Annotated in this window: 26 protein-coding genes; 15 read left to right on the top strand and 11 right to left on the bottom strand. The window is 38.4% G+C overall.

Going from position 1 to position 22,089, the window contains the following annotated elements:
• Positions 1–203 precede the first annotated feature (203 nt).
• The 11 genes from Xhom_RS23210 to Xhom_RS23160 are packed head-to-tail and all read left to right on the top strand — an operon-like array spanning position 204 to position 3,856.
• On the top strand, positions 204–530 hold the full coding sequence (locus Xhom_RS23210; protein WP_069315735.1) for a hypothetical protein: 327 nt from the start codon (positions 204–206) through the stop codon (positions 528–530).
• Positions 527–862: an ANR family transcriptional regulator gene (locus Xhom_RS23205; protein WP_069315734.1), complete on the top strand. Its 336-nt coding sequence runs from the start codon at positions 527–529 to the stop codon at positions 860–862. The genes Xhom_RS23210 and Xhom_RS23205 overlap by 4 nt, the downstream gene beginning before the upstream one ends.
• The gene (locus tag Xhom_RS23200; RefSeq protein WP_069315733.1) at positions 855–1,043 is read left to right on the top strand and encodes a PerC family transcriptional regulator; all 189 of its coding nucleotides are present in this window, start codon (positions 855–857) and stop codon (positions 1,041–1,043) included. The genes Xhom_RS23205 and Xhom_RS23200 overlap by 8 nt, the downstream gene beginning before the upstream one ends.
• Positions 1,043–1,261, top strand: a complete 219-nt coding sequence (locus tag Xhom_RS23195; protein WP_069315732.1) for a hypothetical protein — start codon at positions 1,043–1,045, stop codon at positions 1,259–1,261. Before Xhom_RS23200 ends, Xhom_RS23195 begins: the two co-directional genes overlap by 1 nt.
• Positions 1,261–2,049 (top strand): ORF6N domain-containing protein, encoded by a 789-nt coding sequence (locus Xhom_RS23190; protein WP_069315731.1) that lies wholly within the window; start codon positions 1,261–1,263, stop codon positions 2,047–2,049. Before Xhom_RS23195 ends, Xhom_RS23190 begins: the two co-directional genes overlap by 1 nt.
• Positions 2,050–2,059: 10 nt before the next feature.
• Complete coding sequence (locus Xhom_RS23185) at positions 2,060–2,296, top strand: hypothetical protein (RefSeq protein WP_069315730.1); 237 nt, start codon at positions 2,060–2,062, stop codon at positions 2,294–2,296.
• Entirely contained in the window at positions 2,293–2,823 is a 531-nt protein-coding gene (locus tag Xhom_RS23180) for a beta clamp domain-containing protein (RefSeq protein WP_069315729.1), read from the top strand. Before Xhom_RS23185 ends, Xhom_RS23180 begins: the two co-directional genes overlap by 4 nt.
• A 12-nt stretch (positions 2,824–2,835) precedes the next feature.
• The gene (locus Xhom_RS23175; RefSeq protein WP_069315728.1) at positions 2,836–3,060 is read left to right on the top strand and encodes a hypothetical protein; all 225 of its coding nucleotides are present in this window, start codon (positions 2,836–2,838) and stop codon (positions 3,058–3,060) included.
• Positions 3,053–3,277: a hypothetical protein gene (locus Xhom_RS31680; protein ID WP_069315727.1), complete on the top strand. Its 225-nt coding sequence runs from the start codon at positions 3,053–3,055 to the stop codon at positions 3,275–3,277. Before Xhom_RS23175 ends, Xhom_RS31680 begins: the two co-directional genes overlap by 8 nt.
• Complete coding sequence (locus tag Xhom_RS23165; protein WP_069315726.1) at positions 3,277–3,549, top strand: hypothetical protein; 273 nt, start codon at positions 3,277–3,279, stop codon at positions 3,547–3,549. Before Xhom_RS31680 ends, Xhom_RS23165 begins: the two co-directional genes overlap by 1 nt.
• Positions 3,539–3,856 carry a hypothetical protein gene (locus tag Xhom_RS23160; RefSeq protein WP_069315725.1) on the top strand — a complete coding sequence of 106 codons (318 nt, stop codon included), beginning with the start codon at positions 3,539–3,541 and terminating at the stop codon, positions 3,854–3,856. The genes Xhom_RS23165 and Xhom_RS23160 overlap by 11 nt, the downstream gene beginning before the upstream one ends.
• A gap of 138 nt (positions 3,857–3,994) precedes the next feature.
• Here the strand turns inward: Xhom_RS23160 and Xhom_RS23150 are convergent, their stop codons facing one another.
• Together Xhom_RS23150 and Xhom_RS23145 are read right to left on the bottom strand one after the other, a co-directional pair.
• On the bottom strand, positions 3,995–5,248 hold the full coding sequence (locus Xhom_RS23150; protein WP_069315724.1) for a tyrosine-type recombinase/integrase: 1,254 nt from the start codon (positions 5,246–5,248) through the stop codon (positions 3,995–3,997).
• Between the two features lie 200 nt (positions 5,249–5,448).
• On the bottom strand, positions 5,449–5,913 hold the full coding sequence (locus Xhom_RS23145; protein WP_069315723.1) for a LysR family transcriptional regulator: 465 nt from the start codon (positions 5,911–5,913) through the stop codon (positions 5,449–5,451).
• 121 nt (positions 5,914–6,034) lie between these two features.
• On the opposite strand from Xhom_RS23145, the gene Xhom_RS23140 reads away from it, so the two are divergent.
• Positions 6,035–6,649: a LysE family translocator gene (locus Xhom_RS23140; protein WP_069315722.1), complete on the top strand. Its 615-nt coding sequence runs from the start codon at positions 6,035–6,037 to the stop codon at positions 6,647–6,649.
• Positions 6,650–6,938: 289 nt separating this feature from the next.
• Here Xhom_RS23140 and Xhom_RS23135 read toward each other — a convergent pair whose 3' ends face one another.
• A complete protein-coding gene (locus Xhom_RS23135) occupies positions 6,939–8,897 on the bottom strand; it encodes a pyridoxal phosphate-dependent decarboxylase family protein (RefSeq protein WP_069315721.1) in 1,959 nt (652 codons plus the stop codon).
• A 500-nt stretch (positions 8,898–9,397) separates the two neighbouring features.
• On the bottom strand, positions 9,398–10,282 hold the full coding sequence (locus tag Xhom_RS23130; protein ID WP_069315720.1) for a dimethyl sulfoxide reductase anchor subunit family protein: 885 nt from the start codon (positions 10,280–10,282) through the stop codon (positions 9,398–9,400).
• A 260-nt stretch (positions 10,283–10,542) separates the two neighbouring features.
• On the opposite strand from Xhom_RS23130, the gene Xhom_RS23125 reads away from it, so the two are divergent.
• Both Xhom_RS23125 and uspE read left to right on the top strand, forming a co-directional pair.
• Positions 10,543–11,298, top strand: coding sequence for an FNR family transcription factor (locus Xhom_RS23125; RefSeq protein ID WP_069315719.1), 756 nt, complete (start codon positions 10,543–10,545; stop codon positions 11,296–11,298).
• A gap of 127 nt (positions 11,299–11,425) precedes the next feature.
• Positions 11,426–12,373 carry a universal stress protein UspE gene (gene uspE, locus Xhom_RS23120; RefSeq protein ID WP_069315718.1) on the top strand — a complete coding sequence of 316 codons (948 nt, stop codon included), beginning with the start codon at positions 11,426–11,428 and terminating at the stop codon, positions 12,371–12,373.
• Positions 12,374–12,470: 97 nt separating this feature from the next.
• Here uspE and Xhom_RS23115 read toward each other — a convergent pair whose 3' ends face one another.
• The 6 genes from Xhom_RS23115 to Xhom_RS31675 all read right to left on the bottom strand — a co-directional run bounded on the left by Xhom_RS23115 (position 12,471) and on the right by Xhom_RS31675 (position 18,557).
• Positions 12,471–13,337, bottom strand: a complete 867-nt coding sequence (locus Xhom_RS23115; protein WP_232326282.1) for a 2OG-Fe(II)-dependent halogenase WelO5 family protein — start codon at positions 13,335–13,337, stop codon at positions 12,471–12,473.
• Between the two features lie 150 nt (positions 13,338–13,487).
• A complete protein-coding gene (locus tag Xhom_RS23110) occupies positions 13,488–14,114 on the bottom strand; it encodes a fatty acid desaturase family protein (RefSeq protein WP_232326281.1) in 627 nt (208 codons plus the stop codon).
• A gap of 442 nt (positions 14,115–14,556) precedes the next feature.
• Entirely contained in the window at positions 14,557–15,648 is a 1,092-nt protein-coding gene (locus Xhom_RS23105; RefSeq protein WP_069315716.1) for an amidinotransferase, read from the bottom strand.
• Positions 15,649–15,887: 239 nt separating this feature from the next.
• Complete coding sequence (locus tag Xhom_RS23100; protein ID WP_069315715.1) at positions 15,888–16,754, bottom strand: DMT family transporter; 867 nt, start codon at positions 16,752–16,754, stop codon at positions 15,888–15,890.
• Between the two features lie 192 nt (positions 16,755–16,946).
• Positions 16,947–17,870 (bottom strand): tyrosine-type recombinase/integrase, encoded by a 924-nt coding sequence (locus Xhom_RS23095; protein WP_232326355.1) that lies wholly within the window; start codon positions 17,868–17,870, stop codon positions 16,947–16,949.
• A 549-nt stretch (positions 17,871–18,419) separates the two neighbouring features.
• A complete protein-coding gene (locus tag Xhom_RS31675; protein WP_157104603.1) occupies positions 18,420–18,557 on the bottom strand; it encodes a hypothetical protein in 138 nt (45 codons plus the stop codon).
• A 570-nt stretch (positions 18,558–19,127) separates the two neighbouring features.
• Here Xhom_RS31675 and Xhom_RS23090 point away from each other — a divergent pair.
• The gene (locus Xhom_RS23090; protein ID WP_069315713.1) at positions 19,128–20,858 is read left to right on the top strand and encodes an acyl-CoA dehydrogenase family protein; all 1,731 of its coding nucleotides are present in this window, start codon (positions 19,128–19,130) and stop codon (positions 20,856–20,858) included.
• Between the two features lie 141 nt (positions 20,859–20,999).
• Here Xhom_RS23090 and Xhom_RS23085 read toward each other — a convergent pair whose 3' ends face one another.
• Positions 21,000–21,971, bottom strand: a complete 972-nt coding sequence (locus Xhom_RS23085; RefSeq protein WP_069315712.1) for a helix-turn-helix transcriptional regulator — start codon at positions 21,969–21,971, stop codon at positions 21,000–21,002.
• Between the last annotated feature and the right edge of the window lie 118 nt (positions 21,972–22,089).

The raw sequence follows: 22,089 nt of genomic DNA, 5'->3' as shown, positions 1-22,089 counted from the left end.
CAAACTTAAGCAGGAAAGAGAAATTATTCGACTTAAGAAGGAACACATAAAGGCGATAGAAAAACACAGAAAAACCCAAGATGAATTAATAGCTATAGGGAATAAACTTTCCCGATTGCAATCAAAATAATAAAACAATAAACACGTTTTAATTACAGCGCCATCGCTGGGGATTTGATCACCCTAAAAACGGGAAATAGAAAATGACACAATTAACTTTGCTTGAAAGAAAGCGAAAGGCATTAGTACACGCCAAATTGGATTCATTACAAATTAAATTCGGAACCCACACTGAGATAATCAAAGTAGGAAAGATTAATTATCGACTGGATTTAGGCGAGGAAATATTAACACAGGCTTTGATTAAATTCTTTGAGGATGAGTTAGATAACAATCCACATAAGCCACATGCGCTTATTAATACCTACAACTGCTTTATTACCAAGAACGGAAACTTAACCTCCAAAGGTGAGGATTTCATGACTCACCTTCTGGAATATGTCGCACAAAAAACGGAGCCAATAAAATGAAAAATGAAACCTATTTAGATTTTGCTAATACAGCCATCCAGAAAGAGAAAGAAGAGAAGTATGACCTTGCCGCTTCATATTGGGGAAAAGCCAGAAGTGTAGCCACCAGTATTAATGCTCAATTATGGTCTGAATACCGTCAGGAGCATAACGAAAAAAGGCATTTATTACATACCAGCTATAGCGCAGCAATAAGAACTCAGAAAGAAAACAGAAAAATAGCAGCAGTAAACAAACGAACGGCGGAGGTATTGGAAAGTCACCTCGAAAATCATCCTGAAACAAATAAGTGGAAACAAAAGTTTCAACAGGCGGAGGCTAATCATGACTGAATATGAACAAGCAAAGCAATTAGCACGGAATTTAGAACTGAAAGGCTTATTTCGCCGCGCCGCCAAAGCATGGGGAAATGCGCTCTTATTATCTCAGGATAAAAAACAAGAACAGGAATGTACCAAGAATAATCTGCGCTGTGTTCGAAAAGCAAAAATAACTCTTAGGGAGGGATTGTGATGGCAAAAATAAAAAGAAGTAAAACGCAACAAGGATTTATGGGAATGACCATCCCTCAAGGAATGCGCTTAGGAAAAGACGAAGAACGTGATTATTTAAATTCAAAAAAATATATCGCCAATTTCTCAACAGAAGGCGAATTCCTAAGAGTACCACTTAATAGAGCCATGCGACGTCATGCAAAGAAAATGAAGATTGAACTTAAGGAAGCAGAATAATGAGCAAGAAAAACGAATTAATTACTGTCGATTCAAACAAGCTGCCAGTGATCGAGTGGCAAGGCGTTCGTGTCGTTACCACTGAAACGCTGGCGACTGGGTATGGTACAGAACCAACAAACATCCGTTCCAATATCGCTAATCACCGCAGCCGCTTTCTTGAGGGTATTCATGTATTCACTCTTAAAGGTGATAACTTTCAATCATTTAAGAACCAAGGCAATAATATTGACTTGGTTAATAAACACGCAAATCAAATCACCCTCTTCACAGAGAAAGGTGCGGCTCGCATGTCGAAAATTCTTGATACCGATGAGGCATGGTCTTTCTTTGAAAAAATGGAGTCAGCTTACTTTCATCAGAAAAAAACCGCAACCAATCCCCTTGCCTTGCCCGGTGATTACATTGCAGCTCTGGAAGCATTGCTGACAACTGAAAAAGAAAAGGTCGTCATTACTCAAGAACGTGATGAAGCTCGCCGCACCAAATCACAGATCAGTCGCAGTCGTGAAGCTCAGGCACTCGGCAAACTCGGTGCTGTTACCCGCAAATGTAGAGAGCTGGAAGAACGCCTGGGTGAAAGCACAAAACACGCAACGGTTACGGCGGTGCAGAACGCCACAGAAAAAGAATACCAGTACGCCCCACTCCGCAAATGGTGCAAGGAAAACAACATCGAAGCGGTGAAGGTTCCTGACACCCGATATGGACATGTTAAGTCATGGCCTGCCGAAGCATGGCTGGCGGTACACGGTGTTGATCTCAAAAAACTGTTTGGCAAAAAGTGAGGTGATGGAAATGGAAAAGTACATTGTGACCTATTTGGCTAATTACCCTTGCGGGCATCGACACACGCTGCGTATTGCTATGGAGGCCCATGATGCAATGGAGGCTATCGCAAAATCACAGGCAGTATTCACTGACGAGCAGCTGACGTCAACTAATCACACGCTCTTCTCTGTCATGCCGGAAGGATTCAACAAAAACACGATTAGCAGTCTGGATGCATGCTCAAAGGCGGAGGTAAAGTCATGATCATTAACTCCAATTTATTACGTGCCGCACTGGTCTGTGTGGCTAAAAATGACCCGCGTTATTACCTGTGTGGGGTGAATATCACTCCAAAATATCTGGAATCAACAAACGGCTATGTCGCTTTTCGGTTAGAGCATGGCGTGAATACGCGCCGTAAAGCTATCGTGCAGTTTCACGGGAAGATCCCCAAGAAAGCAGACACAACGGAACTGCATTTCACCAAAGAACCTTATGCCGTTCACCGGGATATTGCCGGGATTCGGGTTGGATTCACCGTTTTAACCATGCTGGATGGTCGCTTCCCTGATTTAGACCGCGTGATCCCAAAGAAAGTGGAAAATGTTATTCCCCACTTTCAGGCTGAGTACTTGGCCTACCCCTACAAAATATTTGGGATTGATTCAAGACTCATCACCGTTTCCATGCACCCCTCCGGCATGACAGGCGCTTGCTTAATGAAGTTTGGCGACAACATCAATCAGCGTTATGGCAACCCTCAGTTTGTTGTCATGCCAACGCGGGTGTAAGGGGGCGTTTCAATGAAAATCGAATATCAGGACAAGGGCAACACAGCACAAATCATCCTTGCCAGCTTTATTACAGAACGCCGCTTACACAACCGTTGTGTTGATGCTGCCCTGTTAGCCACACCTGTTCGGGCTGCTTCTTCCGGGGTGTTTTTCAGAAGAACGGTGATCACAGGCAAAACCAATCACATGATGCGGGCTTACAAAACCATTTGCAGGGAGGCAGACCGTGACTAAGGGACACCGCCAGCGGGCAGACATTGACGATGTACTTGTTAAGGCCACATTCCACATTGACGACGGCAGGGATCACACGCAGCGGATTATCCACCGCATGAGACGTAACCAACATATTCATGAGGGCATCTGCCCTCTTCTGCCACCCGCGCCCAAAGTGGCCGAAGTGAAATTAACACCGGTGAAGAAAGCACGTAATAAGCGAGGTAAAGAATAATGATAAGCATCGATAACGCACAAAATGAAATTGGGTTGGCTGGTCATATTGATGACGGGAAAGAATGGGCGAGCGGGTTATTGAAGAAGGCAGATGAGCAGATTCAACAGGAAGAAAAATTACCAACAGTTATAGAGGAAGAGGCTGTCGATATTGAAGGCACCCAAATAACAGTCAAAGTTCTGGATACAGGGCAACGAGTAATAGACGCCCAGAATATACAGCAACTCTTTAACTGGTTGGAAAGTGGAGAGAATAACAATGATCAATGACGCCTTCCACCTCACCCAAATCATTGCTTCGGTCTGGGGTGATCCTGCTGATATCACCGAGGCAGTCTGGCAGGCAGGCTACCGGAAGCCAGAACGGGGAGAAAAGGCAATCGCTGAACTCACTATCGACATGATGAACGGGGTGCCCGATGAGGTGCCCTACTCTGCGAGACCAAAAAATTTGGATGATATTCTCACAACGGAATTGAACAGCATTATTTTTGAAGCGACATGGAGTGATAAGGCAACACCGGCAATGGTGGCGAAAACAGTTTTGGAGAACCGGTATCAGAAAGGAGGTAAATGATGAATCAATCACCTTATATCAAAACAGACGAACTGGCAGGCCGATATGGCGTAAAGCCACATACAATAAGATTGTGGTGCGGTAATGGGAAGCAAAAACGAGAAGGCTTCCCAAAACCCAGATTTAAATCCGACCAGCTTAACTTTCTGCGGCAGGATATTTTTGACTGGGAGAACGGGAAACAATTTTAGTCAACTTATCCCACCAGCGTTCATAGGCCTCTCTCTGCTCGTCTAGGTAGGTGTGCTTATCGTACACCTGCCATATTCCCGGCAATTTATGCCCCAGCATAATTTCAGCTACATGAGGTGATGTTAATTCGGAAATTTCAGTGCGCATAGTCCTACGCAAATCATGAATTGACCAGTGAGCGCAAGTAGGCAGGTAAGGAGCCATTCTTTTATTAAGAATTGTAATTATTTGAATGTATGATCCCCGAGCGAAGGGTTTTCCGCTAGATACTGTGAATAAATATGAACTTCCACCGTTTAATTTCTTTGCGTGCTCGATTAATTCTTTAGCTGCTGGAATGATAGGTCTGATTATGGGCTTCTTGGATCTTCTCCCTGTTTTATGGTTGGCGGGCGGAACAATCCAAACATTCTTCTCATAGTCAAAGTCGTTAACCTTGGCTTTCAACAGCTCACTAACGCGACATCCAAATAGCAGGCACAATTTTATTATTAATGCGTTGCGGGGGTTGTAGTCAGAAGCATTAATGAGTTTAAAAAGAACCACTAACTCTTCTTCATTTAATGTCCTTTCGCCCATCTCAGAATCGAGATCAGCATCCGCAGCTCTTCCTCCTAAATCACTTTTTTCCACATCAGATAATGGAGTTAAATTGGTCATTCCGCGCCGGACAGCCCATCTATGCGCAGTCTTGGAGTATGTCAATATGCGAGTGCCAATTGACGGTACTTGCTTGGAAATGTCTTCAATTAAGGCAAGCCAAACATGGAGCGTCACCTCATCATGAGGAAGTTTACCGATTTTAGGGAACACATGAATTTCGAAAGAACGCAAAATAGAATCAGCCTCAATTTTTGAGCCTTGCATTGTCGTCTTCCACCATTCTCGCATTAGTCCCTCTACGGTCACTGCGCTTAATGCAGACTCTTTGCGAACGCGTTTAACTATTTTAGGGTTACGGTGTTGTTCGAGTTCTCCTCGGTAAAAAGTGACAGCGTCACGAGCATCTTTTAAGCTGGTTGCAGGGTAAGTACCAATATCAATTCGATCTCCTTTGCCGTTCCATCGATACCTGAATTGAAATATGATTTTTCCTTTAGGGGTAACGCGAACAGATAAGCTATCCCTATCAGACTTAGTAATCATTTTCTCTTGGGGTTTACCGCTGGTGGAACGCAGCCATGAATCAGTAATTGCCATATCACTTTCCTCAAAAAATAATACAGCTTTTAATGTAGTTTATGTACTCACATATGTACATTTTTTTCATGATACAAGATGAATGTTTGTGACTAATGATGACTATAGCAAGCAATGGAATGGTTTAATTTAAATAAAAATCAAATGGTTGAATTTAAATATGTGATTATATGTGACTGCTCATGATTACGGATGACTTATTAAACGTATTCCCCAAAAAAATCATTTCGCCGAATGGCTAAGTTGACCGAATTTCGCGAAAAGTCGATATTGCCACCCCCTGAGACTAAATGAATTTCGATATCAGGATAGTTTTCCTTAAACTTCATTAAATTAGGAAGCAACCATTTCATCATGATTGTGGGTTCACAAGAAACAATTAACGGTGTTCCTTGGGATGTTTGTTGGAGTTCATCGAGTGTCGATGCTAGCAGTTCAAATGCTTGTTGGCAGGTTTGTTTGAGTTTTTCACCAGCAGGAGTCAAAAAGATCCCCCTATTTCTGCGTTCAAATAAAGTAATACCTAAAATAGCCTCCAATCGCCGGATTTGACGACTGACCGCTCCTTGTGTCACACATAATTCTTCTGCTGCTTTGACTAAACTTTGGTAACGGGCTGCCGCTTCAAATGCCCTCAACGAATTCAGTGGGGGTAGCTCTTTCATTACAATCCTTTATTGTTGATTTTTTCTCAATCATTTCAGCGTAAATTAATCGTTATTCTTTAGTCAAATAGATCAATAAAATAAGTTATCAAAATATGACAAGTGCTATTCAGAGGACATAATGACAGAGTTAATTGCTGTAGCCGTTATTACTATTCTTGCAGTTATCAGCCCGGGGGCTGACTTTGCAATGATCACCCGCAACAGTTATCTTTACGGCCGACGAGCCGGCATATTAGCAGCCATTGGGATAGCATCAGGTATATTGGTTCATGTTGCTTATACCATCCTTGGTATTGGTATTTTAATTGCGCATTCACCCAATATATTACTCGCCATAAAAGTTGCGGGAGCTATTTATCTTATCTACATAGGTTATAAGACGATCACATCAAAAACAGAAATTGATGTTGATATTAACTCAACAAAACAGGCTGCAATTACGGCGTTTAGAACGGGTTTTCTGACAAATGTATTGAATCCTAAATCGACACTTTTTGTTGTCAGTACCTTTACTCAGATTGTTTCACCATCCACCAGTATCGGCTTGCAAATGAGTTATGGGATTTTTATGTCTCTCATGCACCTTATCTGGTTTATAAGCGTTGCTGTTTTCTTTTCTCACTATAAACTTAGAGCTGCCATGTTAGAAAAACAAACCATACTTAATCGAGTCATTGGTGTCATTCTGATGGGATTCGGTGTTTCTTTGGGCGTGATCCCTATCGCCAATTGAGAAAGCAACCGTAAGGACATTGATTATGCCAATCAACTTTAATGCCAAAGAAAACAAATATGCTTATGTTGGCCGTGAAGCCCAATAAGAATGGTACGATCTGATTCAGAAGCTGGGAACGCTGTCGGATTTTATTGTTGAAAAAGATTTTTGGACTGTTTGGGTAGGTATAAAATAAATAATATTGAAATATTCGAGGTAATGAAAAGAGCCTGAAAAGCTTTTCAGGCTCTTTTTGCTGGTAGTTATTTAGGTTAATGAAAATGTCAGCGACGTCATATTCAAATTATCATGACCGGACAGCAATAAACGGTTTATCTATACTGGTTGTCCGTCGTACTTTTTTCTCTTCTTCATCAACCAACTGATTCAGTTTACTAACAAAGATAGCTTGAAGTTTCTGCCAAAACTCTTCGAAATGTTCTTCATTACGCAAACAACTAGTCATTACCGCAGCTCGTAATACATAAATGCGGCGGGTTTTCTCCCATTCACTGCGGCTAAAACCACATTTTTCTGCATAATGCTGCGGTGTATCACCATACTCTTTGTAATCCAGTATGGTGGATGATGTAAGAAAATCGTTGGCATAAGCACGCCCTGTATAATATGAACAAAGTTCATAAAGGCGTTTATTGAGGGCATTGTGGCGGGTCAAACTCTCGTTGCCAACTTCTTTGAATGTGAAGTTAATCATATGAAAATCAGGGAATGGCATAATATGCACTTCAAACCGATGCATACCTACTTCTATTGGCGCTAAATTCGCGAGCTTATCCAATAGACGGTGAGCGGTGACAATACCGGCAGCGATGATTTTTCCATATCCATTGATATTCAAAGGTAATAATCGATGGGCAGCCCAGAGAGCCGCTGCTGTCGCTCCTGCTTTTGAGCCTTCCATGATAGATGAACCTAGAATTCCTCTATTGATAGCTGAGGGATTCGTATTATCGTTTTTCTCTTCAAAGACATAAGCCGCCCGGGAAGAAATCAGGTCGAGAATACGTTTGTCTTTCATACAGATGGCACCAGCCGCGTATTGAATAAATCCAACCTTATGCGGGTCAACTGTAATCGAATCAACTTCTTTCAATGCCTTGAAACTTTGGTAAACCTCCGGTTTCGGCCAGCTAATGCCTTCAGGCATAATTCCTATCGTACGATGATGATTAACCAGATCATCATATTCTACAAACTCTCCTTGTTCATTCAGGAGCATAGAACAAGCGTATCCTGCATAAGCTGCATCAACATGGATATAGAATGATTCACCATAAAGCTCCTCACATTCCTGCCTCAATGCGATGACTTTATCAATTTGATCTATCGCCCCAACCTCCGTTGTTCCTACCACAGCAATCATTGCCAAAATTGACTCGCCTTTTTCAATTAAATCAAAAACTATCTTCCTCATTTGAACAATGTCAGTTTGATAGTTTTCATTAACAGGCAATGAAATAATGTTTTCCTGACCGATACCAAAAATATCTGCTGCTTTCATCCAAGAGTAATGCTTGGATTGTGGAACCAGTAGTTTGCCCAATATTTCTGGTTTTACTCCAATGCCACGACACGTCATATCGCGGACTTCCTCGAAAATTCCACGCTGTTGCAGTTCACTGATTAAATCTAGAGTTTCAGCCGTTGACATGTTTCTCAATTGCTGAGGAGATTTATGATTGAGCAGATCTTTTGCTTTTGGATGTTGGGAAATTGCAAAAGGTAACGTTTTTACATTTCTGGCAACCCATAATCCTTCATAGTTAGCTACAGTACCGCCAGAAGTGATGTGTCCCCAAGATTGCTGAGGATCATAACCAAACATGCGGCAGAGATCTAACCCGGATTCAAGTTCCAGCTCTGTTGTTGTAGGAGAGGATTCATAGCTACAGTTGTTTGGGTTGTACATCATGGCCATAACATAAGCAAGGTTAGAAACCATCAACGTATCACTGCTAATATGGCCAAGATAACGGGGAGAAAAGAAAGGGATTGACGTGTTTTTCAGTTTTGCTGATAACTGATTTAAGATCCCTTCTGTCTGGTAAAGTGTTTCTCTGTAATTGTGTTCATAACGGTCAACAGATGTGACCAAGGCCGAATCTTCGGGATGAAAACCTGAGCGCCAATGTATGTGTTCGCTAACTGCATAGTCCATCATCTCTCTAAAAAAAACCGCATTTTCTGATTTTGGGCCCAAAAACAACGCATCTATATTTAAATTTGGATGAAATGGCTTGGTCATAATTTGCGCAACCTTTTAACTGATTTTTTGTGTTTTATAGTAAAGTTAAATTTTATAAATTTATTAATAAATTTTTTTATTTTCTATATGAATGAAGGATTCCTTGTGATGCTGATAAAAAGCCCACAATAACTGTTTGAAAGTATATTGTTTGATTTTTAGGTAATGCACAAAAATCACTCTACTACCTGTGCCAGGTTAATCTATTTTTGTAGATATAAGACATTATTCTATGAATATTAATAATAAGTTAATAATTAACTTTAAATTTGTGCGCTACTACAAAGAAATGCGAAGAATGTCTTAAGGTGTTATGGAGTAAAGATTTATATATGAACTATACAAGCCATACCATTAGGCTCTAATGATGGCGTTCACACATAACAGAAAGCGTGATTTTTTCACAAATTCTGTTATGCAGAACAAAACATAGATAAGTTATGCGATTGGAGTAAGTGAATACAACCAACAAAGCTGTAAATTGAAAAATAAAGAGTATGTTATATATTGCACATAGCAAAAAATGTATATTGATTAGCTAACTCAGCGATAAACATAAAAATTGCACCAAGTAAAATAGAATAATTATTATGCAATGATAAGCTATATTTCTCCTTCCATAAAGCATACGTCCAAACTGTCATTGCAATGATATATAAGCACCATGAAACCATCCTCAGTCCAAAGGCACTTTTGATATTAAGTTCAACTTGGTGTGGAAAAATAGCATTATCATTCACTGTTATGGCTTCCGCTAACCACCCCATATAGGCTGGGTGTTCAATCAAGCGCACTGTTATACTGATAAACACAACCAACAGTGCTGTCATCACCAATTTGATAGGCAATGGTCCTTGAATGTGTTTTCTTAACGGACAACCAATAAATGACAGTGCCAACGCAGGCCCCAATGTAAACACCGCACTGTAGAACAGAAAATAAGTATTAATGTTTGTCCAAGTGACCATCTCACTGTTAACGTAAATAATCGCCATATAATGAAGGCTGATTAAACCAATGATACCTATCCCCAGAAGGATATAAGCATGTACTTGTTTTATGATTACGATAAAAATCGTATATAAAACCAGCAGACCAAAATAGATGGCAGCAAAAGTTGTTTCTGTGTTTACCCATTCCGGCATAACATGACGGAATGAGTGATAAACATTCAACGGGTACTCTAAAATGTTTAGGGAGGCCACTAACTTGATCCCTGCCAACACATTGCTGACTAATAAGGTTCTTTGCACAATGATAGTCATCGAATTGTGCCATGTGTTTAATTTATGCTTAAACCAGTAAATATAAAGTGCACTCATCAGCACAAGCCCAATGGAGCCTTGTACTGCCATTGTAAATGCAATCAACAGCCATTCACTCATGTCAATTCTATTCCATTTCTCTGTAATCAAAAAACATCATCGACGCGTATTACATCCATATCTTATTGATTCAATTTTAGTTTGATTGAGATATTATATTGAATGGGCAAAATTTTACGCAAGTTCAATGTTAATCCAAAAAAAAATTTACTTTTTTTCGATAGTTATGCCGTGATTAATAGGAGTATCTACCTCTTATCAGAGCTACCTAAATATGTTAAATTAGCTCTCATATCAATCACTTCTAATGAGCATTCCCTATGATCCCGGAAAAACGTATTATTCGTCGGATTCAATCTGGTGGTTGCGCAATCCACTGTCAGGATTGTAGCATTAGCCAGCTCTGCATTCCTTTCACCTTAAATGAACACGAACTTGATCAGCTAGATAATATCATCGAGCGCAAGAAGCCTATCCAGAAAGGGCAAACGTTGTTTAAGGCGGGTGATGCATTGAAATCACTCTATGCCATCCGTTCTGGGACAATCAAAAGTTATACAATTACTGAAGAAGGCGATGAACAAATTACAGGATTCCACCTTGCGGGTGATTTAGTTGGGTTCGATGCCATTATTAACACCGAACACCCAAGTTTTGCCCAAGCTCTCGAAACATCGATGGTATGTGAAATTCCGTTTGAAACTCTGGATGATCTCTCTGGAAAAATGCCTAATCTGCGTCAGCAAATGATGCGCTTGATGAGTGGCGAAATCAAAGGTGACCAAGAGATGATCCTGTTGCTCTCCAAAAAGAATGCGGAAGAAAGGCTGGCCGCCTTTGTCTACAACTTGTCCCGCCGCTTTGCGCAACGAGGCTTCTCACCTCGTGAATTCCGTTTGACCATGACACGTGGCGACATTGGCAATTATCTTGGTTTGACTGTTGAGACAATTAGTCGCTTACTTGGCCGTTTCCAGAAGAATGGCATTTTGGCGGTCAAAGGCAAATATATCGCGGTCGAAGATATGGCTAAATTGACGGAATTGGCTGGTAAAGCTCCCGCTACCGCATCCTGATGTCATCTAAATTTTAAGCCAGATCACTATATTTTCCTGATCTGGCATTTTTTTACCCTGTTATAGTTGGTTATATTGGTTTATCTTCTGTATGAAGGGGGCATTCAGCCTCTGCGAGGAACTCAATATGGCAAACTACCAAAATATCTTAGTTGCAATTGACCCCAATCAGGATGATCAGCCCGCATTAAGACGTGCAGTTTATATCGTGCAGCGTAATGGTGGTCGAATTAAAGCCTTTCTACCTATCTATGATATTTCATATGAAATGACCAGCCTTCTTTCTCCCGAAGAAAGAAATGCCATGTGCAAAGGTGTTATTGGGCAACGAGCCGCTTGGATAAAGCAGCAAGCCTATTACTATCTTGAGTCAGGGATTGATATTGAGATCAAAGTTGTTTGGCACAATCGCGCTTACGAAGCCATTATTCAAGAAATCATCACTGAAAATCATGACTTATTATTGAAAATGGCACATCAGCATTCTCGACTGGGATCCATCATTTTCACTCCACTTGATTGGCAATTGCTACGTAAAAGTCCCTGTCCTGTCTGGATGGTAAAAGATCAAGTATGGCCAGAAAGTGGCTCTGCGGTTGTTGCAGTCAATTTATCCAATGAAGAATCTTATCATAATGAACTAAATCTTAAATTAGTGCGAGAAACACAAGATCTTGCCAATCGAATTGTAAAAGAACCACTGATTCATCTTGTTAGTGCTTATCCGGTTGCACCTTTAAATATTGCCACAGAGCTACCTGATTTTGATCCGAATGTGTATAACCAAGCATTGCGTGGTCAACATCTTGTTTCTATGAAGGAATTGCGGCAAAAATTTTCGATTAGTGAGCAGTACACCCATGTTCATGAAGGTATACCGGAAAAAGTCATTCCGGAAGTATGCGATGAATTAAATGCAGGAGTCGTTGTTTTAGGCATTCTAGGCCGAACGGGGCTATCCGCTGCGTTTCTTGGTAATACTGCTGAGCATGTTATTGATAAATTAAAATGTGATTTGCTTGCCATTAAACCAGATGGATTTGTTTGTCCTATTAGTGTGGATGAAGAGCCATAAATTGAACAATTATCGCCAGAAAATGATTGCCCGAAATCAAAATCATGCTTATTTCGGGCAATTTTATAATATACGCTAAATAATATTGTTCCAAAATCTATGTCCACCAAATAAGGTCACCATCTTTGTGGATACCCATAAAGCACGTAATAAGCAACCGTTTTTCCTGCAACTGGTTGGCATTTCCCGTTAAAACAGCATGTACCAAATTGCCATTGAGCAGGATTAAATCCCCTGGAGTTATATCGATAACCATACTTTCATGTTCTTCGAGTAACTCTGCTGGATAAGGAAAACCACTATGTGTTAGCCCAAAAGCTGAACGAGAAGCAACATCTGGATCTATATTCCATACTTTTAATTGTCCACCACCTTGTGGAACTTCTGCGTAAAAATTCACAGCCATCACACGCTGGACACATTGAATTTCAAAACCACTTTGTAATGGGTCGCTAAGTTGAGCTAAATCATCATGAGGTAAGAGAAGAAATTCTCCGGAATTATTCCAGTAAACCGCTTTAGCATTACCAGCAGGAATTCCTTGATATGTAGCTGGCCGAATATGCAATAAGTTCTCTGACCGTGACTCATTTAGTTGATCCACAAACCGCTCCAGAGGATTAATTGCTCCTTGAAATAATTCATCAATTGCAGAGTGAAAATACTCAGCTTCTTTTAGATACTCAAAAGTCGTTTTCTCTATGTGAGAAGCACCAAGAAAATACCCCTCTACCCCATCTATTCCTTCACCATAGCGAGGTTTTCTGGCTGAAGATCGCCAAAAGTTATCAATGATTTTCTTTCGTTGTTCCCATGATAAAAAGTTACGGATTCGACATGCAGCTAGATGACCATTTAAAAGAGCATCAACTGTATCTATTGCTATATGACCTTCAGTCTCATGTATAACAAATTCTGATGCTGTCAGTTTTATTCCTGTTAGTGATAATTTTTTAGGCATCATGGCTATTCCTTTATTTTTTTAAGTAATATGTTATTTATCTTCACCTATTTACGAGGATTACCGTGTCTTTGTTTCTTGCTTTTTATGCAGCAAGCTTCTTTTTCTGTGTAAAAAACCTAAAATTGCTGGCACTGGGCTGATAATTCTTTCCTACTCTTTAAATTTGTCAATGTATCTTTCACGTAATTTAGGTAGAAGGCTCCAATGCGTACCACCTGAAATATGATGTTCCTGATGATATCCATCATTAAAAGTCAATAAATTATATAGTTTCCCATAATGACTGACTGAATTGGTGAATTTACTTTCCGGATTAGCCCCATGATGCTCATAATAATTTTGTAAATTCACTAAAATAAAAGCGAATAAGAGTGAAGGTAAATAACAAAGTAATGTCCATTGCCAAGATATACTGAATAAAATTACTAGACCAATAAACATTGTAATCCTATCCAAACGCAATTGAGCAAATTCTTTCTTTTTATTGATTTCATTTTTTGAAACCAATTTTTCAAAATGATGGTCACGCCCACTAAATGGTTTTGCCCATAAAAATAACGCCCATAATATGTGTGGAATTATACTGTACAAGGTGCTGAAACCTCCAAGAACAGCATAATTCCACAATGTGTTGTGTTCACCGCCTTTACCACCTAAAAAAGTTGATGACCTATCGTTGATAGGATTTCCATTATCATTATGATATTTATGGTGATTCCTGACATGAGTAAAGTTATAAGCTTGAAGGGATTGTCCTATGTTGATGGAGTTCAACATGGAAACGAAACTATTCATAGTTGGTGATATAAACCACGGGGTATGAGTAAAAAATGTGAAATAACGATAATATTATAAGTTGTCATGAATGACAGAATGGTAACATTAACTGACCAAGCTGAAATAGATAAATTACTCCAAGATAATGCCAGTGTTATACTGACAATAATATTTAATAAGCTTAGTATAAACATGATGGAATCTTTAGTTGAATATCTCCAGATTTTCATATTTACCTCACTGCTAATATTTCCGGTAGAGAATATCTCTGTGCTCTTCATCTTTCTAATTACCGCTTTTTTTTCCGCGCTGCAATTTGAAACCTATTGAGTATCAAACTCAATAATTCTATAAAATAAATGAATGATCTCATCACAAAATAAAATTACCTGAATTTTTCAGATACTCACTACCGATGATTTTAAAATTTATTGATGAATAATTAGAAATAAGACTGTAAACTACCACAACGTCTCACATCTAATGTTGCACAATGAAAAGATCCACCAAAGCTATTGAAATTTCTGAAATTACATGGAATAGGCGTAAATCCCCAACGTTTCATTGCTGCTATCATGGGTTCATCTTGTTTTTCAACAATTACCCTATTTTCATCCAACATCAGGATATTCATATTGATCCATTTACTGGTCATATATAAAGGGTGATTGTCCGGAATAATCGGTGCTGGCGCATGTAATACATCCCACCCTTTAAATAAATCAGGAATTTTTGATACTTTTTTAGGATTAATTAGCAGTTTTCCAGGTGAAATAGGAACAAACGTCGCATCAATGTGCATGGGGTTTGGATCATCAAATTCAAATACATGTATTCGATATTCATCACCAATATGTCGTTTTAACCATTCAATCCCAAAATCATTTGTTACATGACTTTTTTGAGCAATAATATCTCGGCCACAACGATAAAAATCAGCCGCATCAAAAGTGGGTTCGAATTCTGTAACAGCAAGAGCGACTTTCTGCTGTTCATTACTCTCTTTTCCCCAATTAAAATTATATTGTTCATCAGTCAGTTGAGGTTTCGGTGCAGCATTCCATTTAGCACCTGCTCTGAAATATTCTTTCAATAAAGACTTATAAGCGGCTGTTTCAAAATAACGAGATCGCCATGCCAATGGACATTCAATAATGTTATCACCAATAACCAAAAGTACATCTCTAGGCATGGCACAATATAATCCTGTACTTGTCCATCCTGGGGCCCCAAATACTAGTGATTGATCTTGTGCGTCAGGACGACGGACTTTAACTCCTTCACTTTCAAGAATATGAACAAATTCTTCCAATTCTCGAGAAGCTGCCTCAATACGTTCTTTGGGAAAAGTACGGCCTGCATTTCGTTGAAAATTGACAATTTGTTGTTCTGGCAGGACAGGCTCTAATGCCATGTGCCATGAAGGAAATCTGGCACCATCAACAATACCAACAATCACTTCTTCAAGCGGGTCCCATTCAGTAAATGCATTGACAGGTGATTTAAATAATTTCGAATGAGGTAAATTTTTCATATTATCTCCTTTCGTTATTTATGTCCTTATATTATAAAGAATGAATTTAGTTAAGGATCTAATGGGATAGGTTCTACCGTTGTATAATAAAAAATCCGATTATGGCCTCCTGTTTAGGTTAATCGGATTTTAAAATTTAGCAACTATAGTTATTTTTAATGGCATTATTATTTTAAATACAACACATAATATAAAAATAAATTATAATAATTATAATTATTTGAATTAACTTAATATTATTAACGGTTTTTTGTTCCTTTCTCACGAAAAATCAGAACTAAACCTAGTATTATTGCAACCATTCCAATCATACTTAAAATAGATAATGCATTACCTAAAAATAAATAATCCATTATTGCTGTTACAGCCGGAACAAGATAAAACAAACTGGTAACATTAACAAGATTGCCTGTTCTGATAAGACGATAAAGTAATAATTGAGCAACTACTGAGATGACTAAACCAAGCCACAGTACGGGAATAATAAAACCGATAACAGGTTCAATATGAAATGGTTTGAAAGGAACAAATAACAAACATACCAGTAAACTTACGCCATATTGTAAAGGTAGAACATCGGAGGGAGGTTGTTGGATCTGTTTCTGAAAGATAGCACCAATACTCATACAAGCCAGTGCAGCTAAAGAAAAAAAAGTTCCTGCAAAAGAAAATTGAGTCATGACTAACCCTTGAAACACAACGAGTATCAGACCAGTCAAAGATAATAGTAAGCCCATCAAACGACGAAACGAGAAATGTCGTTCCATCACCCAAAGTGTAATAATGGGTTGAATTCCCATTACTGTTGCCAAAATGCCGGGAGTAATTCCATTCTCCAATGCAAGAAAATAAAAAATAGAATACCCAGCAATGATCAATAAGCCAACACCCGCAACTTTCTTGGTCGTTCCTTGCATGGGAAAATAACGCTTTCTAAATAAGCAGAGAAGTAATAAGAATAGAAAAGCAATGGCAAAACGTACAGTTAAAATCGCGAAGGAAGAACTATGATCCAGTCCCCATCGAGAAAAGACAGCTCCACTACTCCATAATAAAACGAAAAGAGAAGTTGAACCGTAAGTATTCCAAAGTGTTTTTGAGGTCATAACAAGCACACCTGTAATTTTAACTACATGAAAAATATCAAATTGAACAACGCCAACAAGAATCTTATGTACAAAATAGTACCATGCCTCTGCTGGATAATCATACAGAGGCAAATAGCGTTTTTCGAAATAACGTTTACTATTTTAAAAAAAGAATGTGAAGTGTGGTTGAAAAATAGGAATTAGTCTTCATCAAAAATCCAGATTTCTAGCGGCATTTCGTAAGCGTTCATCTCCACGCCTATCATATTTTTGAGTTGTAGTGATACTTGAATGCCCCATTGCGTCTTTGACGGTCACTATATCTTCACCATTATCCAACATGACAGATGCAAATGTTCTGCGTAGATCATGAGGGGCAAATTTTTCCAATCCACTCTCTATTCTGCGTATCTCAAGAATATGGTAAATCGCTTGATCTGACAGACGATTATCAGTTACATCATCATGGCGACGAATTCGGGTAAAAAGTGGCCCGGGATGATCACCGCGTACTTCATCTACCCAACGGTTTAAACGTTCCCATGTACCTTCCGGCATATAGGATAAACGTTCTTTATTACCTTTCCCCATAACTCTCAGTGCTTGTTCGCGACGAATAATATTTTTCATATCTAAAGAAACAATTTCTGATCGACGCAGCCCACATCCTACAAGCACACCAATAATGGCTGCATCACGCAATCCTTTTGTACTGATATCATTTTCACAGGTAAAGAACAGGTTTTTGATTTCATAACGTTCAAGTGCCCTTCCTTTTGGCAATCTATTTCCTCGGACAGAACGCACTTGTTTTATATGTTGAAAATTGTCGGTATCGAGCTGTTTCATTGACCATGCTTCTAACGCAACCCCCTTCAAAGCAGAAAGATAAGTATTGATCGTTGCAGGGGCTTTACCCGAATCTGAAAGCATTTCCATAATGGCTTGAACATGATGACGACGCAATGCGCTCCAAGTACAGTCCTGCACATTTTGATATCCAAGCATTTTTGCCACGATATTTAAAAATGATTTCATAGTCTGACGACTGCGTTTGGAACCGAGACTGACAAGATAAGCAATCGCAGGATTGTCATAGATCTGTTTTCCCGGAATGGATAAAGACGTCACCATCCTCTGATCTTGTTGAGAGCCAGTCAGTACAATAAGTGATTTTTTATCATCATCATCATTTTCGTGGTTATTTTTATTCTGGTGGTTCAAAGTTACCTCCTGACATCAATGTCTTCAATTCGCCAAAACCACATCCCAAAAAATAAGGGATAAACGGAATCAACATTTCCATCTACTATCCCCTGAATGCCTATTTTTAGTACAGTTCTACAGCGTCTTAATGGTTACGCGCTGTAAAAATTGGGGAACTTTACTCACACCATTTTATTTAAAAAAAGCTACTTTTTCAAATGTATATTTTAATAAGTAGAATGTTTTTGACTGGAGCAACTTAGTTAAGATATTGTTTTAATTAATTATTTTTAATTGACGAATATGTATCCACGGCAGTCTGCAAAGAATGCTATTTTTCCTGACAACCCAATATTCACAGTATGACCACTATCTCCCGTGATTTTCCCAAACATGACACAACGACATCTCAACAAAATCCTTGCTCGATAATAAGTTTTTCATTCATTCGCAGGTGACCATATTTCATCCAGCGGATTACCCAGCTACCACTAAGTCATAAGGATAAAAATTAATTTCGCCCTGCACTTTGATGAGCTGTGCGCTCTCCCCCATAGAAATAAATAAAGTTTTCAGCATGGAAGTAAACGTGTCCTCACCATCAATTATCAACATACATTTACCTGCAAAATGAACTAGTCGATACATACGCTCAGTGGGAGTTGTTAATCAAAATTGTGAAACATTAATGTTAACGACTCAATACCTCACGAACCTTTGAATGCTCCCAAAACTGTAACTTTTCTATTATTCAGTCAGTAGCGCTTCTTTTACTATGTTGATGAATATTCAGCCATACAACGGGGTCCACCCGGAAATTAATGCCTAATAAATAGAAGTCTCTATTTTCAAAAAACGGTGATAGAGACTCAGGAAATGTAGAGTCCGTATTTGGAAATAGTTGAACGCAGCTTGTTGCCGGGAAAGTACAGACAGGGACACCATAATCGATAGCAGTGTATCCTCGCTCATTAACCTGCCTTAATTTTTATTCTCAATATAAAATATAGTTGCACTGATATACGAAAAATTTTGTTATTAATAAAAAGTCTTTTACATGGAATTAATTAGCGTTCATGAAACTCTAAAGATAACTTATCATCAATGCTCTTAACACTGTTCTATGTCAAAAACAAAATTGAACCGTACATATATTTTATTATTAATAAATAAGGCATTAATAAGATGAAATTATTATGTGACTCAGCATTAAAATTAAAACACTATTTGAGTATAGGTACTTCCAATCTGCCGGATAATATTGTCAATATACTTAAAGTGACCTGTAATGATTACCAATCGTCAGTAAAAAAATTCACGGAGTTACTTAATTATATTCATAATAATAATATTAATGTGACATCATTTAATGATCTTGTTACGCTTCATGAGCTAGTGGCTCCGCATGATGGCGCAGTCGTTTCTATGATGTCAATTCATTTTAATCTAGCCATAGGGACGATTGCCAATTTAGGCGATCAAACTCCATATATAGAAAATTTATACCAAGAGCTTTGTTCAGGTCGTGCTATTGGCGTATATTTGGCGACAGAATTAGCTTACGGTAATAATCTGATAGCAATAGAAACACAGGCTAGTTATTTACCAGAAAAAGGTGTATTCATCCTTAACTCTCCCAATTCTGGTGCATATAAATTTATGCCTAATACCATACCATGTGAGTTACCTAAAATAGCTGTGATTTTAGCTCAGCTCAATGTATCAGGGAAAAAATATGGTATTTTTCCATTTGTCGTCCCTCTGTCAGTAAATGGTCAATTAATTACTGGTGTTAAAATTACTTCGCTTGGTGATAAGCCGGGATTTTATCTTGATAACGCAATAACTTCATTTGATAATATTGAAATTCCTTTTGAAGGGCTCCTTGCTGGCAATATGATAACATTGACCAAAAATGGTCAGGTATCATTACATACTAAAAAATTAAAAGAACGGTTTTCATTAGTTACAAACCGCATACATACTGGGAAATTATGTATGGCTGTTAGTTCGATTACAGCGGCCAAATCGGCTCTCCATATCACCAGTACATATGGTCATCATCGACAAACTTTCGGCTACTCTGGTGCTATGCCAGTGATAAATTATTTTCATTTTAGCCAAGGCCTTGCCTGGGATACCCTGAGTACAGTCACACATGCGTTGTATTTAAGAGAGTTAACGAAAAAAGTTTCAGTAATGCTATCAGGATCAGTTAAAAATTTTAACTTTCCAGATGAGCTACTTATTGAAATTATTACTGCAAAATCCTTATGCACATGGCGTACACAAGAAATATTACTTAATTGCCGAGAGCGTTGTGGCGCTCATGGGTTATTTATGAACAACAAAATCCCCCATTATTTAATAGCTAATTTTGGTGCAATTACCGCCGAAGGTGATAATATCGTACTTTCCCTGAAAGCTGGAGAGATTATTTTTATTAATGGAGTAACCATCCGTAAAGAAAATGTTCAGCATGATTTGTTTTTTATTTTAAATGATTACATGAATTCTATATTAAATAAATTAAATAAACTGATAATCAATGGAGAAAAAATAAATTTTGATTTCATCAATAAGCATGACACCGATTTTATTGAATTAAGTCAAACATATGCTGTTTTATCTTTAGTGACAACAATCATAGACACATATCACATGGATGATATTGATATGATCATCGAAGGTTATCTCCTTGATTGGGTTCACCGCAACATGAGCAAACTGTTACAAAATGAAGTTATTGATTTGCAGAGATCTAAAAAAACAGATGAAAGACGAACAGAATATATACGTGAGTACGCAGAAAAAATTAATGATTATATTTCCAGTTTTGAAGTGGATAAATTTGGAATTGAAACACCAATATCAAGTAATGACTATATATCATGGTATGCAAGAAGCCATAATTAACCATTAAAAAATTAATCATTTGTTATACAAGAAAAATAACGATATCGTTATTTTGTAGCCAGGTCGATTAGGTAAAAATATTTATATTCATATGTAATACCGCCCGCTGTTAAGCGGGCGGTAGAGCACGATTTGCTGACTTTACATAACAATATGCTCGGTCAATAATGTATGGTTAACGGCATATTTTGCTTGCCATGCTTTAGGGTTGATCAAATAGTGTTGCCGGAAACGTTTAGAAAAATGGCTTGGGCTGGAATACCCCACTGCGGCTGAAACCTCAATGACACTCATCCCTTTCTTCAATAAATCTTCCGCTGTAGTCATACGAACGTTTTCCAAATATTGATGAAATGTACGAAAAACAACTGCACGGAATCCCTCTTTTAATTTCCGTTCATTCAGACCAACTGCTCTTGATAATGATTTTATTGTCCAAGGGTAATGATAGTCGCTGTTAATTATCTTTATTGCATTGTAAACCGCACGACGCTGCAAGCCGTTAATCGCATTATACTGGCAGTCATAAATTTGAGCAGTCACACAAGCAAGTATTTCCAACGCTTTTGCCTTTAAATAAACCTTTCTGACACTACCATTTAATTGACATTCTTCTATTTGATTGACTATCTGCATAAATGGTGGATAGATAGGACGAGCCATCATCAAGACATCGCTATAACTCGCATTTTTTTCAAAACCAGTTGTTAGTTTGGTAAAAGATGGCAACTCCTGAGCTTCAATTTCGTTCAGAGAAAAACGGATATCAAGAATATGCCATGCTCCACAGCCAAAGAAATTTATGCCACGCGTCATCTTAGGCGAATAGAAAAAAATCATTGTTCCTGGATTAATATCTAAATCATCACCATTCTCAATCGCCATTTTCCCTTTCCCGCTTAGAACAAAAGCAATTGATACTGTTGGCGGCCCTTCACAATATTCAGTGAAATCTTTATTTAGCTCAAGACGAATCCGGTTTATGTGAATTCCGTCAGATAGTTCCTCTGTTAACAACGAGGGAGTTATGTCATTTTCCTCCACCTGTGAATGTATATAACTGCAATGGCCAGCAGTGAAAACTCCCAATTTCTCGCTATAGATCGTCTTCATGAGATCCCCTGTAAAATTAGCATCAGATTCCATTTCAAATGCTATTTACATAAAAAAAACAGCATGTTGTGTGTGTTAAGAGCATTATGCTTTTATTTTATATATATACATAATGTAA

Source organism: Xenorhabdus hominickii, from assembly GCF_002632725.1.
GTDB classification, from domain to species: domain Bacteria; phylum Pseudomonadota; class Gammaproteobacteria; order Enterobacterales; family Enterobacteriaceae; genus Xenorhabdus; species Xenorhabdus hominickii.
The sequence above is the reverse complement of the archived record's forward strand: the minus strand, read 5'-3'. Positions and strand labels throughout refer to the sequence as shown.